At 51.1% G+C, this 14,226-nt stretch carries 8 protein-coding genes; 5 read left to right on the top strand and 3 right to left on the bottom strand.

Annotation, left to right across the window (positions count from 1 at the left end; translation table 11 throughout):
- Positions 1-17 precede the first annotated feature (17 nt).
- Positions 18-2,171 (top strand): catalase, encoded by a 2,154-nt coding sequence (locus ACYVJM_RS11795; protein WP_461148424.1) that lies wholly within the window; start codon positions 18-20, stop codon positions 2,169-2,171.
- 99 nt (positions 2,172-2,270) lie between these two features.
- On the opposite strand, the gene ACYVJM_RS11800 is transcribed toward ACYVJM_RS11795, so the two are convergent.
- The 3 genes from ACYVJM_RS11800 to ACYVJM_RS11810 all read right to left on the bottom strand — a co-directional run bounded on the left by ACYVJM_RS11800 (position 2,271) and on the right by ACYVJM_RS11810 (position 8,925).
- The gene (locus ACYVJM_RS11800; RefSeq protein ID WP_461148425.1) at positions 2,271-3,542 is read right to left on the bottom strand and encodes a hypothetical protein; all 1,272 of its coding nucleotides are present in this window, start codon (positions 3,540-3,542) and stop codon (positions 2,271-2,273) included.
- Positions 3,543-3,980: 438 nt separating this feature from the next.
- Positions 3,981-7,760, bottom strand: coding sequence for an NPCBM/NEW2 domain-containing protein (locus ACYVJM_RS11805; protein ID WP_461148426.1), 3,780 nt, complete (start codon positions 7,758-7,760; stop codon positions 3,981-3,983).
- Positions 7,761-8,124: 364 nt separating this feature from the next.
- On the bottom strand, positions 8,125-8,925 hold the full coding sequence (locus ACYVJM_RS11810; protein ID WP_461148427.1) for a hypothetical protein: 801 nt from the start codon (positions 8,923-8,925) through the stop codon (positions 8,125-8,127).
- A 212-nt stretch (positions 8,926-9,137) separates the two neighbouring features.
- Between ACYVJM_RS11810 and ACYVJM_RS11815 the strand changes: the two genes are divergently transcribed.
- The 4 genes from ACYVJM_RS11815 (at position 9,138) to ACYVJM_RS11830 (ending at position 14,200) form a co-directional block, all read left to right on the top strand.
- The gene (locus ACYVJM_RS11815) at positions 9,138-9,503 is read left to right on the top strand and encodes a LytTR family DNA-binding domain-containing protein (RefSeq protein WP_461148428.1); all 366 of its coding nucleotides are present in this window, start codon (positions 9,138-9,140) and stop codon (positions 9,501-9,503) included.
- 685 nt (positions 9,504-10,188) lie between these two features.
- Positions 10,189-11,085: a glycosyltransferase family protein gene (locus tag ACYVJM_RS11820; protein WP_461148429.1), complete on the top strand. Its 897-nt coding sequence runs from the start codon at positions 10,189-10,191 to the stop codon at positions 11,083-11,085.
- Positions 11,086-11,161: 76 nt separating this feature from the next.
- On the top strand, positions 11,162-12,631 hold the full coding sequence (locus tag ACYVJM_RS11825) for a right-handed parallel beta-helix repeat-containing protein (RefSeq protein WP_461148430.1): 1,470 nt from the start codon (positions 11,162-11,164) through the stop codon (positions 12,629-12,631).
- A gap of 756 nt (positions 12,632-13,387) precedes the next feature.
- Positions 13,388-14,200 carry a polysaccharide biosynthesis/export family protein gene (locus ACYVJM_RS11830; protein ID WP_461148431.1) on the top strand — a complete coding sequence of 271 codons (813 nt, stop codon included), beginning with the start codon at positions 13,388-13,390 and terminating at the stop codon, positions 14,198-14,200.
- Positions 14,201-14,226 lie beyond the last annotated feature (26 nt).

Genomic DNA, 14,226 nt, shown 5'->3' on the forward strand with positions numbered 1-14,226 from the left:
ATTAACTCGACGTCAACATGAGTACGGAACAAAACAAGACCAATACAAATGCTAAATTAGAAGAGCTGGACATGAACCGGGAAGACAGCACGGGCCAGTTTCTGACAACCAATCAGGGCTTACGTGTTAACGATGACCAGAACTCCCTGAAAGCGGGTCCACGGGGCGCCACCTTGCTGGAAGACTTCATTCTTCGCGAGAAGATTACCCATTTCGACCATGAACGGATTCCGGAACGCATTGTCCACGCGCGCGGTGCGGCTGCTCATGGCTATTTCCAGGCCTACGAACCCCAACCCGGTCTAACAAAAGCGAAGTTCTTGCTTGACCCTTCCGTTAAAACCCCCGTTTTTGTTCGTTTTTCTACCGTGGCCGGTTCGCGGGGATCTACTGACCTTGCCCGCGATGTTCGTGGCTTTGCCGTAAAATTCTATACCGAAGAAGGAAATTTCGATCTGGTCGGTAACAACATACCTGTGTTCTTCATTCAGGATGCGATCAAGTTCCCGGACTTGATTCATGCCGTGAAACCCGAACCCAACAACGAAATTCCACAGGCGGCATCGGCCCATGACACTTTCTGGGACTTTATTTCGCTAACCCCCGAATCCATGCACATGGTGATGTGGGTCATGTCGGATCGGGCCCTTCCCCGCAGCTACCGCATGATGGAAGGCTTCGGCGTACATACCTTCCGACTGATCAATAAGGAAGGCAAGTCGCGTTTCGTCAAGTTTCACTGGAAACCCCTGCTGGGCGTTCACTCGGTTGTGTGGGACGAAGCACAGCTTATCTCGGGCCGTGATCCCGATTTCCACCGTCGCGACTTGTGGGATTCCATTGAAGGGGGCGCTTACCCGGAATGGGAACTGGGCGTTCAGGTTGTCGAGGAAGAAGACGAGCATAAATTCGATTTCGACTTACTGGACTCGACTAAAGTCATTCCCGAAGAGCTGGTGCCCGTTATCCGTCTTGGCAAGATGACACTTGACCGAAATCCGGATAACTACTTCGCCGAAACCGAGCAGGTCGCTTTTCACCTAGGGCACGTTGTCCCCGGCATCGACTTCTCCAACGATCCGCTGTTGCAGGGGCGTCTGTTTTCCTACACCGATACGCAGTTGAAACGGCTCGGCGGACCAAACTTCCACGAAATCCCCATTAACCGGCCCATTGCACCGGTCCATAATGGCCAGCGCGACGGCCACATGCGCCAGACAATCAACGCAGGGCGCACCAGCTACGGCCCCAATGCCATCAACGGCGATTCGCCCGCGCAGGCCAGCGAGGCAGAAGGCGGCTTCGTTAGCTATGCCGAGCGGATTGATGCCAACAAGGTTCGTGCCCGCAGCAAGAGTTTCATGGACCATTATAACCAGGCCAAACTGTTCTGGAATAGTCAATCGAATACGGAGAAAACGCACATCGTTAAAGCGCTGCGTTTCGAGTTAGGCAAGGTGGTCGTTGAAGATATCCGGAAGCGGATGCTTATTCACCTGTCGCAGATTGATATGACGCTGGCAACGCTCGTTGGCGAAGGACTGGGCCTGGAGGTTCCATCGGCCAACGGGGTGCAGTTGAACAAGAGCGTTCCAGCCGATGCCAACCCGGCGGATTACCAGTCGGAACCAGCCAAGTCAACGGTAGGCAGCTCGGCAGCTCTGAGCATGGCGAATACCATAAAGAAAGGCATCAAGACACGCCAGGTAGCTATTCTGGCGGCCGATGGTGTCGATGCTACGCAGTTGAAAGCGATGATGAATGCCCTCTCAGCCGAGAAAGCGGTTATTGGTCTTGTTGCCCCGCGGGTAGGGATGCTGAAAACATCGGGCGGAGAAACGATAAAGATCGATGCCAGCCTTCAAACGACAGCGTCTGTACTGTTCGACGCCGTGTACGTGCCGGGTGGCCAAAGCAGCGTTAACTCACTGCTTCAGGAACCTGATGCGATTCGGTTCATTCACGAAGCGTTTATGCACTGCAAAGCCATAGCGGCTACCGGCGAAGGTTCCAATCTGCTACAGGCAGCTGCCAACGGAGGTGCCGAAAACCTGCTGAGCAGCGAGGGCGTGGTTACCAGTTCAGGAGCGAGTAGTGATGTACCTCAGAAGTTCATCGAGGCCATCGAACAGCATCGCTTCTGGAGCCGTGAAAAAACCCTGGTGAAGTAGTAAGCCGCAAATAGTCAATGTAGCAAGTGGTCAGGTAGTACGTAGTTAATAAGGGGCTCCCTTTCCTGCGTATTGCCTGACCACTTGCTGCGTTAAAGCTTACTGACTTACCACCTGACTGCTCACGCCTTCATTACTCGACAGTTGCGCGACAAGGTCGGTAAGGCGGTTTTGCATCATATTTTTTAGTGCCTGCCAACCGGTATCCCATCGGCGAATCACGTTGACTTCACGGACAATTGTTGGCTCCTTCGGCTGATTGGGCTGCTCATAATACTCCGGCATCCGTTCCGTCATCTGATCGACGATGGCGTCGATTGAGCCGTTCAGGATAAGATCGGGATCGGCCTTTATCAGTTGAATCAGCGCCCGGCACATTGAAGAGGTGTAAAAAGCACAATCGATATCCTGATGCCGAACGGGTACGCCATCGTGCAGACGCTGAAGCTTCACCCCTCCGTCTTCCAGCCGGACCGAAACAGGTTCGTAGCCTTCCGGCTGGGGAAAAACAAGATCGACTTTGTGCCTGAACTTATCCCACCAGGGTGGACGCGTACCGGTACTGAGCGTATCACAGAAAATGATGCGCTGAGGTACAGACGGTAGCTGCGGGTTCATAACCAGCAGGGCAGTTCCCAGATGTCGGTCGTCGGCGGCATGTCGACGCTGGATAACGAAGCAGTGCGGTGCCGTTACCCCTTGTTCGCCCAGTTGTTCGGCAACGGCTTTGACGCGTTGCAGCGAATCGATCATGTAGCCTTCCGTAACCACATGGATGGGCACTTCGGACGGCGACAGGGCTTCCCAGCGCAGTTGGTGAGCCAGAATAGCCAGGGCGGTGCTATCGGTACGGCGGGTACCAAAATAGACGCCAATATCTTCGTGAGACTGATTGCCGTTGGCATCGATCAGTTGAAGCGTATCGCCGTGATCACCCTGACGACTCAGGGGACTGTAGCGGAATGGAACTTCGAGGTTTTCCCGATGCGCGGCTATGTTATAAATGCGCTTTTCGAACTTGGCGAGTAATGGCTCGTAGGCATCGCCTTGAAAGTACACTTCGTCAATAGGCCGCAGCAAATGCCGGGCTATGGGCTCCTGTTCAAGCAGGCGTTCAAAGGCATCATCCCGGTGTTTGAAGAAACTACGCAGCGCACCGTGTTCAATAAACTCTTCGGTGTCGCCGATACCTTCCAGACTCCTCGTCGAAACGGTTCCCTGCTCGATCCAGTCGCGCAGAAATTGTTTGACCACCAAGTCGAAAGCATCATTAGCCGCTTCGGCCTGTTCTACCGTATAGGTTGTTGAATGACTGTTTATTTTGTTGACGGGGTTTTTCTGATCGACACAGGCCCCCATTGCCATGATCATTGACTGGTTCGTAAAAAGACGGTGGTTGATTGGCGAAAATCAGGTTATCTGGCGAATACCCCGACTGAACGCAAGGGTAAAATTAACGCTTTTCCGGCCAGTTTTAAAAGGATTTTCTGTCAATATGATCAACAATAACGAAGCGAATGAAGTTTCCCGGTTCCGGGTAATTCAAAATCGTAAAGCCGCCAGAATTAAGAGGCTGTGAGCTTCTCAATTCTGGCGGCTTTACGATTTTACAGAACCCCTTTTTATACAGTTCCTTTGGCGGGTGAACAATTAAAGGACCCCTCTCGTGAAGTCGGGTCTGAGGACCCGACTTATGGTCGATTTCTCAAAACCTGTTGAATAATGAACGCATAGGTTTTGAGAAAACTGACCACACGCCATCCACCTTCCCGCCTACTCACCTACCCAACCACACGACAAATTCAATATTTACTCCGCCAGGATCACTTTCCGGGTGAACCGTTTCCCGCCCTGCGTCACTGTCAGCACATAGAAGCCGCGTGTGAGTTCGCCAACGGGAAGTTTAATTAGGTTCTCACCAGCCACTACTGGCTGGCGAAGCTGAATGACCGGCATAGCCGCCGTGTTGACCAGTTCTACGATCACCTCACCGGCTGTCGGGGTTCGGTAGCGCAGCTGAACTTCATCGCGGGCGGGTACGGGGTAAACCAGCACAGCCAGTTCGGCCGGAAACTCCTCAGAACTACGGTCGGCCATGCGGCCACTGCCAGAGCCGGTTAGCCTGGCTCCGGCCCAGTCGGCATGGTCGCAGTTGGCGTCATCACCCGCGTTTGTCACCACCAGCCGCAACGTCTGTTTGCCGGATACGTCCAGCTCAATGGATCTGGTGGCCATGGCGGGGTTCATACGCCCGCTGCTGTAGGCCAGTACATCGTCGAGATAGACCTCAAACGTAACCGATCCGCAACTCCCGTTGGGAATTTCGTCATCAATACCAATGTCGGACAGAAAACGCGTGTACTGACCGTTAAGGCTATACGTAACAACGGAAGCGGCATGAACGCCCAAGCCTTTAGGGTACGTAACGCCATTGAGTGTTATGGTCCTTCCATCGCCTGCATTTGCTTCGCCATTGCTGCGGTCTTTCTCTACCGGGCCGTATCCGTTGCTGGCCGTTGTCCAGTTCAGGTCAGACAGGTAGACGCCACTGACTACGGGAGCTACGCGATAAAAAGCCGATGCCGGAATTTCCTGCTTGCTCAAGCCGGGACCTTCGTAGCTGACGATCATCGACTGACCACCGCCCGCCTGGAAATAAAGCAGGGTAACAGCATGTCGGCCCGCTTTTAAACCGATTTTGCCGGACTTCTCGACCACGTCGTGCACGCCATCGTTGATAACTACCTCCGTTGTTCCAATAAGGAGTTTGCTGCCATCGTCGGAAGATGTATAAAACGTGTAGTTGCCATCTGCCGGTATGTCAACGTATCCTGTATAACGCAGGGCGTACTGCTCCGTTCGGTTACGCACCGAGAGATCGACACGGGTAACGGTGCCCGACTTTGCGGGCGTGAGTCCGTTCATGTCGGGCAGGTTGTTCCAGTTCCCTTCATAATACTGAAAGTCGAGCCCCGCACTGGCATTCGCCGGATTTTCCGGTTCCCGCAAGGCCGTTACGGGAGCCGGTGCCGGGTTGATTTCCCTCATCAAAACTGCCGACGAGAAAGGCGACAGGGTTATCTGACTGGTATAGGCCGTGTTCTTCGCATCCCGGTACGAACCGTCCAGGCCTACAGTCTTATCCTGGCCGGTGGCGTTATACACCAGTTTAATATAGTCGTCCGGATTTACGGTGGTAAGCGTTGCCTCTTTCAGCCGAACGTTGTCAATCCAGGCGGTTTGGCCATCGCCCGTTACCTGCACCACCAGAATGGCATTGGCCTCGTCGGCCGTGGCGGTAAAAACAGCCTCGTACGTCTGGCGGGCAGTGCCCATTAATAACAGCGTGCGGGGCGACAGGTCTTTGTAACTACCCGAGAGCTGCCGGGGGTAGACTTCTACTTTCTTGCCATCGGACGATGCTACCCCATCGAACAGGAGCTGGTACGCTTTTCCTTTGGTAACGGCACCAATCTTTACCGTAGCCAGCAGGTACGAATCCGGCTGGCTGTTGCTGAACGACAAGCGAAGTGAGCCACCATCGAGTCGGCTGCCGTTATCCCACTCGGCCCGGCCGTTGCCCGCTGGCGACCAGACGCTCCACCCCCCGGCATCGCCCGAAAACGAGCTGTTCAGCAAGCTGGCTCCGGTCTGGTCAACGACCTGACTTTTATACGTGATCGGGCTATTGGCCGAGTTAGCGTCTTTACCAAACTGCGCCTGCCAGGCTTTCAGGGACAGTTCGGCTCCGGTAAGCCCGGAGCCGGGGTTGTAAACGGCCCTGATTTTGAACAAGTCTTCGAACGGCCGCACATAATAGTTGTAATCGAACTGGCCGTAGCTCGCCAGATCGTTTCCGTTCGATTCATAAGCGGCTACCACCTGATTAGCCAGACGACTGAACAGGATGTTATTCTCAACAATGTTATTCCGTAGCGCACAGGCCCCATTATAGGCTAGTTTGAGCTGTTCTTCCGTATTGTTGAAACTCGTATTTCCTCTAACGGTAATGCTGGACACGCCCCGCAGGAAAATGCCCATTCCTCTCGATCCAAAGGATGTATTGTTGAGGACCTCTATATTCTTTGAACAGTCGTCCAGAAAAATACCGTTGGCTCCGGAATAAGCTCCGCCGGGGGTTCCCTCCGGGGCACCAACGCCACTGAATACGATGTTTGACACGATGTGCAGGTCTCCTGCGCTGCTGCCGCTTCCGTTCCAGGTGTAAATGCCGCCCCCGTCGCTTTTAGTGAGGCAGAAGTTCGATACCTGATTATACCGCACCGTGGCGCTGGTTACGACGGCAATACCGCTGTATCCAATATTGTCGACCACATTATTTTCGATCAGGGTATTGCCGGTACACAGCGACTGGAGAGCCGAATAGGTGCCGTCACCGCTTTTTCCCCGGCCGGGCAGCGTCCCGATCCGCTGAAGCGTATTTCCCCGAAACGTAAAGTTCTGGTAAGGGCCAATGTAAAAGCCGCTGCTGTTGGCATCTTCAATCCGGTTATTTTCGGCCATTACGGTGTTCCCCGATCCAATAATGGTGACGCCATCTTCGCCGGAGTTGGTGATATCGTTATCGGAAAAAGTAAGATTCGATCCGCCCGTAACGGCGATACCACTGCTGAGGGTTTCCGTGATCTTAACATTACGCACCGTTATGTACGATACGTCTATCAGTTTTACACCTTCGCTGAACGCCGTGGCCGTAATGAACTGGCTATTCGGGTTGCTCTGACTGTCGAACAGCTGAATCGTCTTGGTAGCCGGGTTGTAATACCACTCCCCGGTCTGGTCCAGCGTGGCGGGGTGATTCTGGATAAAATAGCCCCACCCATCGGTCAGGTTGTAGCTGCTGGTATTGGCCAGAGTCAGGGTATTTCCATTCTGCTGGGTGATGGTCGCCCGGTCCAGAATCCACTGATTAGGTCGCACAACGGCTTCGCCCCCCGTCCAGTTGGTCGCGAGTCCCTGCTGGCTGGTAAGCTGCGTTTTCCCATTATGCGACTGGACGGTCAGGTAGCCTTTGCCGGCATCGTTCAGATTCGGGTATCGGCCCAGCGGTAAAGCCGTGGCATTTCGATATAATCCCGTTACCCGGCTTCCGCAGGCTGGGCAATCGGCCTGCCAAACGTTGTTGCCAATATTGGTCCAGTTGGTCACCGGCACCGACCCGGCCAGAACCGGTTTATTCCCGGACCCGTAGGCATCGAACACAATGGGCCTGCCCAACGCACCGGACTGCCGAACAACCAGGCTTCCGCGAAAGGTATCACCCCGTCGAAACAACACAGCGTCGCCCGGTTGTAAGCTCAGGCTATTGATTTTAGCCAGCGTTTGAAACGGCGCACCCTCCGAGTTGCCGCTGTTGGCATCGCTCCCCGAGCTAGCGATATAATACGTCGTCTGCGCCAGAATTGGTCGGCACACAGCATCACAAAAAAGAAGAATAAGCGTAAAATGCCGTAGTGGACGGGCACACAAATAGTGCTCACCAATAGTTTTTTGGAACATGTTCAATTGAATAAACCAGCGGATAAAAAGAGAAATGCGTTCGACCGACGGCTCCATTTTAAGAGCCATTAACGCAAGATAAGTCGAAGGATTTGTTTATTAAACGGTATGTAGATTAAAAAAACGCGAAGAAATGAAACGGTGTGAAATCTATTTCCGTCCCCTGAAAAAGGTATACATCATGCTTCCGCAAGCCGCATGACGTATACGAATACTACCCCGCTTACCAACTGGTTATGTGAAACTTATGCCGTTAAAAAGATACAAATAAAGCCGGAGTGAGGCTTGGCAAAGGCCGTCGAAGCAGGGAGGGCAGGCGCGTGGTCACTTTCTCAAAACCTATGTACTCAGTATTCAGTAGGTTTCTCAAAACCTACCGAAAATCGGTTCTGAGTACCCGACTTCACATCAGCTGGTCGTGCACGGTATTGAATTAATTGGAACCCGGCTTACCGTTCAGTTCCCGCTCCAGTTCACTTTCCTGATTAACCTGCTCAGGTTCGGTTTCCCGTTGGTTAACGGCTTTCGTTTCTTTACGCTGGGTAGCTTCTTTTCGGGGAAGATCGCTTCCCATTACAGCATTTACAGACGGCTGCCCGGCGGTTTCCTTAACGGACGGGCTTTTTGCCGGCGAAAGGGCATCGTTGGCCAGAGAGGTTGTTACTGAGTCGGTTGGAAGGGGCGCAGATTGGTCAACCGTTGATTCGCTGACCGATGCAGTTTGACATAAACCGGGAAAAAGTTCGCACCGGTACATGACGCCAGCGTAGCCCAGGCCACTTAGAAGAGCGACTACGACAAGCGCAATCCATCGCTTTCGGGTAGGCGGCTCAGTACCACTGGCCAACTGGGGGAGATTTCTGGCGGGTATCGCCTTTTGCACAACCGCCAGCAGCCCCGCCGTCCGCCCCTCCAGAGAGACCGTCTGCGTCGTATAAGGTGATTTTACGGTTAATACAGCCTGTATCGATGCCCGATTTGACGACAAATAACGTATGTGCACATACGTGCCTTCGGGCGATGGTATAAAGGTAAGTTTTGGCTTATAGATCGGCTGGTCGTCCGTTGCCATTAGAAAATGTTCGGGGGAATTCGTCTCGATGATTACGGGAGAATCTGCAAACTGTTGGGCAATGTTCAGCAGCAAATAACTGGGTTTGTCAACAGTTGCCTGCGTAAATGTAAGTGTCGATTGACTGATCCGTAGGATAGGTTGACGGCTGGATAGCTCCATAATTTCACCAATGTAATGTTACGAATAATAAATACTTTAGACGTAACAGCCTTTTTAATGTACCTTTTCAAGTAAATATAAGCATCTATTTCTTAGCTACCGTATGCTTACAAAATCAACTAAATAGGGCGCAACCCCTTTAAACTACCACCAGTTAACGAAAACCAGCGTTACATACAATACGTATATAGAAGCAACTCAACAAGCTCTATATGGATACCATTCAATTAGTAGGCTATACACACCAGGTTCACATAAGTTCTATTGTATGGCTGGAAGGCGATGCAAATTACACCCGGGTCCATTTTCAGAACGGCACTATTACAACAATCACTCAGCCGCTTCATTGGTTTGAGCAAAACCTGAATTTTGTTCGAATTCATCGTTCTGCTATCATTAATCCAGCGTACGCCCGCGAATTTGTTCAGAAAAAAGGGCGGTCGGGCTGGGTGCGGCTACTCGACGACACCGTCATACCGGTTTCCCGTGATCGGCTTCATTATACAGCGGCTCAGCTGAATCTGGTCATTAGTCAGGAAATGCAACCGGAGGATATGCAGGATGACCTGTCTGGCTAGCCGATTGAACGATTTGTCAGGCAACATACGACTAACACGCGCTGATCATCCAGTACACCCGAGCAATTGCCTGTCATAGACGACAGGCCAATTGCTTTTTTCGTTTTACGGGAGCCCGCACACGAAGGTTCTGCGCCGGACACCGTCAAAACCGAGTTAATTTCTTAACGGGCATAGGCAAGCAACAGACTATTCTATAGCAGAAAAGTTCAATTTTTTGTTTATCAATCAATCTGTTTACCAAGTAAATAGAGCCATTTGTGAAGCGGAGATATATAAAAGATGTCAATTAAGTAAATCATCAGCAAGCGACGACAGCGACCACTTTTTTGTTCTCACAATCTACCCGTCTAGATTTATAGTAGGTATTCCGTCAAACATGACAGAAACCAGAGGGCTCTCGCGGTCACTTACCGCCTTTGTTTTCACTAATATAAACAGACGGGTACACCCTGATACGACAGGCTGTTGATCAATACCTGCTCCAGTCAGCCATTGATACCCTTACTTACATCTCTTGTTGCTCCGGCCCCTTCCGGCATGCACCGCTGAACAGCGACCTGCTTACCGGACGGTGGCTAAAGGCCGAAAAATCCGGGCGCAACAGGACTCAGGAATGCAGACCTAGCCATCGACTTTGTCTTTTCAATAATGGCTTATTCTACTACTCAAACGTTTCGATTTTATGAATGCACCGGTCATCTTATTTGCCTTCAAGCGCCCTCATGAACTTAAAGCAACGATCCAGGCCTTGCAGGCAAATTACCTGGCGTCGGAAAGTGACCTGTATATCTTCGCCGACGCCCCAAAGCGTTCTGAAGACTGGGTTAAGGTAAATGAAGTTCGGCAACTTTTAGACGGCGTTACGGGGTTTCGAACCATTCAGCGGGACTATGCCCAGACCAACATCGGTTGTGCCGATTCGGTGATCCGGGGTATATCGTACGTATTAGCCCGGCATCCAACCGCGATTATCGTTGAAGATGATCTGATTACATCCCCCAACTTCCTGGATTTCATGAACCAGGGACTTCGCCAATATGCCCCCAACCGGCGGGTATATTCGGTAGCGGGTTATACATTTCCTTTTCAAAAACCGCTAACCCACGAAACGGACGCCTATTTGATCCCGCGCCATAGTCCGTGGGGCTGGGCTACCTGGGCCGACCGATGGGAATCCATCGACTGGGATATGCGCGAGTATCCAGCGTTTATACAGGACAAACAACAGCAAAAAGCGTTCATGCAGGGCGGATCGGACTTACTCGGCATGCTGCGCGACCAGATGGAAGGCCGGGCCGATGCCTGGGATATCCGGTTCTGCTTTAACCGATTCAAAGACAACGGATTGACAGTTTATCCAACCAAATCAAAAGTGCAAAACATTGGTTTTGGCGAAGAAGCTACTCATACCAACATCTACAATCGGTACAAAACGGACCTGGACGACGGTACGCAGCGCGTCTTTACGTTTCCCAGGCTTGTTCAAACGACCGACTACTACCACCAGCAAACGCTTCGCCGGTACAGTGTGCCCATTCGCATTTTTAACCGACTGAAAACCATTGCCGGTATGCGCTGATGGCGAATGGCCCCACTGATTTATTCGGGCAGGGGGCAGATTTTTCACAGCCCGGATTGATCTATTGACAACAACTATGAAGAATTCAAGCATACTTCAGATAGGCTCATTTGTGTGTGTAGTCAGCATGCTGGCTTACTGCAAACCAGCCGATCCCGTCCCTGAAACCGTTGTTCAGCGGGAAGATACCATGAGTATTGCGCAGGTAAGACTCTTCCACGAAAATCCGATCCCCAGTCGTATCCGGGTTACCGATGCGGGTCGGGAAGGTATTTTTACGCTCGATCAAGCCGACATGAGCAGCTCCGATAACCTGGGGACCACGCTCGTGACGACCAAGGGGCACCGCTACAAACGGGCCTATAGCGGCTCAGCCAATGCGTACTGGTTTGGTGTCGATGTGGCGGATACGGACATAGGCCCTGAGTTACAAACGGCGGTTACGGCTGTCAATGACCTGACCATTCCGGACGGCACCTACACCCAAACTACACCGGTGCATTTGAAGAGTAACATCGCCATCCGGGCCAATCCGGGCAACGTGACGATCAAGCTGCCCAAATCCTATATCTCGCTGGTTAACCCCGACGATCCGAAAATTCCGTTAAGCGACATCCTGATCGATGGCTTATCCTGGATTACAAGCTCGCAGGAAAAGGGTACTTATGGCACGATCTACATCGACGGACCTTCCATTACCAACCTGACCATCCAGAACTGTGCAGGTAACGATGCTGCGGCAAAAGACAGCACGAACTGGTTGACGGTGAAGATACAGGCCAATCGAACCGGTACAAACATCGTGGTACGAAATAACACCGTTCAGGCGAAACGAATGGCCTGCGAGATTTTCAACCACGACAATTACAATGTCTACGCGGGCAAAAACATAACGGTCAGCAACAACAAGTTTTCGAATTGCCACTTCGGAATTTCCCTGTCCGGACCGCTTGACCAACTTACCGTTGCGAACAATTACCTCAAAAGCTGTAGCCTGTTTGGGATCGAGATTGCCGGAGCCGCTCAGCATGTGAGCATTACGAACAACAAATTTGAGGGCGTTTTCGACAAATTTCTGACGGGTTCAAATGATGGGAGCGGACCAAACCAAAACGGAGGGACCATCATTGGCGGGATGATTATCAGCGGTAATGGAACCGTTGGTACCGTTACGGGTGGTATTCAGATTTTCAACGGGGGGGCCATTCAGTTTACGAAAAACACCTTTTCCATGACGGGAATGCTGGAGATTTCCCATTCTACGGCAGGTGGATTGTTCAGTGAAAACGTCATAGAAAGTATCGCCAACAAAGCAATCATCTGTGATAATTCACCGAATAATACATTTACAAATAATACGATCTCTAATAAAAACAGTCCCGGCAACCAGGCCACGATCATGGCTTATGGCAGTAAAGCCACCAATAATATCGTCACAAACAACAAGCTGATTCAGGGCGTTGGGGGCAAGCCTTACGAAGCAGTGCTGGGAGGCAGCTTTAAAGCATCAATGAATTATGACGAAGCGGGCAACCTACTCCCCTGATTTATAACACAATATCCTGGTTTGAACGTTTTGCCATTTACTAAAATCGTCTGTTGGTTCAATTCCGGCAGACGATTTGTGCTTTCCGTGCTCTTGTAGTATGTCTTTTTGACCAAATTTTACCTTTAGCTTTACACACCCATCTGTAAAACTAGATTCGTGCTTTTTCGCTATTTCTCGAATAGTGTAATTTTTTATGACTATTGTACCAACCTTAGTATAGTACAATTTCGCTTAGAGGTATAACTTTACCTGTAAACTATCCAAAGGGTACGTTAATTTCTAATTCGGTATTAGTAAGTATTAGCCAAAAAAAACTACATAATGTCCAATGATTGTATTAACGTTAGGTCATTATTAGGTCAAACTTGTTAACACATCAGAATAGACAACTACAAATATCCCCCGTTTATTAACCCCTGAATTTCAACCGCTCACACAGCATCCTTTGTCTTCAATTATCCCGGCTTTACATTCGGTAAATAATCAAGTAGAGATATTGAACACACCAGTCAATGCCTTTACAATCCACCGTGCTCCCTATCGTAAACGTACTCTTACAGTACACACTACAGTCATCTGCTATCAGCAAACTGTAGTACCAGTTTCACCAATCATCGGGATTAAAACCTCTTTTTAACCAACTGCTGATTATCAGCTATCAGATCATATCTGAAAGGACAATGACTGACTATGCACTTCAGGTGCCTTTTGCCCCCTGGAGCATTGAGTAGAATGACCAACCAACGTTTAAGAATGAGTAAGGGAACAAGTAAGAAAGTACACGCACGGGTAGTCACCTGGACTGCCTTCGCAGCCATTTTACTTTCAATAGCTTCACTGGACGGCTGTACATCCGCCAAGAAACTGGTTTATTTTCAGGGGGCAACCAGCAAGGATGATACGATCGCGATAGCGGAACCCTTTATTCCAACGATAAAAAAAGGCGATGTCCTCTCCGTTCAGGTGAGCAGCCTCAACGCCGAGGCCTCGGCCTATTTCAACCCGGTATCCATGGCCGAAGCTGCCGCAACGGCCAATGGTACCAACCCATTGGCCCGAACAGTAGGCTATGTAGTCGCTAATGATGGCACGATCAAACTGCCGCTGATCGGCCAAGTGGCGGTCGCCGACCTGACGAATGCCAAAGCGGGGGATTTGATCAGCAGTAAACTGAAAAACTACCTTAAAGAACCAACTGTCAATGTGCGCAACCTGAACTTCCGAATTTCCGTACTGGGAGAGGTGTCACGACCGGCGCTGTTTACTATTCCGACCGAGCAGATCACCATTCCGGAAGCCCTCGGGCTCGCCGGCGACCTCACGGTCTACGGTCGGCGGGACAACGTGCTGGTTATACGGGAAGAGAAAGGAAAGCGAATTTTTACGCGGCTCGATCTTACCCAGCGCGATGCCTTCCGGTCACCTTATTACACGCTTCACCCAAACGATATTGTGTATGTAGAACCCGGTAAGGCCCGAGCCACCAGCGTAGACCGGGCCTATCAGCTGGCCCCTATCCTGACAGGTATTCTATCCATCATTGCCATCATTGCGACCCGGCGTTAACCGGACTAACACTTACCTCTCAACGT

Source organism: Spirosoma pulveris, assembly GCF_054781875.1.

Coding starts and splice junctions, on each gene's coding strand:
- ACYVJM_RS11795 (WP_461148424.1), top strand. CDS start 18: ATGAGTACGGAACAAAACAAGACCAATACAAATGCTAAATTAGAAGAG.
- ACYVJM_RS11800 (WP_461148425.1), bottom strand. CDS start 3,542: ATGATCATGGCAATGGGGGCCTGTGTCGATCAGAAAAACCCCGTCAAC.
- ACYVJM_RS11805 (WP_461148426.1), bottom strand. CDS start 7,760: ATGGCTCTTAAAATGGAGCCGTCGGTCGAACGCATTTCTCTTTTTATC.
- ACYVJM_RS11810 (WP_461148427.1), bottom strand. CDS start 8,925: ATGGAGCTATCCAGCCGTCAACCTATCCTACGGATCAGTCAATCGACA.
- ACYVJM_RS11815 (WP_461148428.1), top strand. CDS start 9,138: ATGGATACCATTCAATTAGTAGGCTATACACACCAGGTTCACATAAGT.
- ACYVJM_RS11820 (WP_461148429.1), top strand. CDS start 10,189: ATGAATGCACCGGTCATCTTATTTGCCTTCAAGCGCCCTCATGAACTT.
- ACYVJM_RS11825 (WP_461148430.1), top strand. CDS start 11,162: ATGAAGAATTCAAGCATACTTCAGATAGGCTCATTTGTGTGTGTAGTC.
- ACYVJM_RS11830 (WP_461148431.1), top strand. CDS start 13,388: ATGAGTAAGGGAACAAGTAAGAAAGTACACGCACGGGTAGTCACCTGG.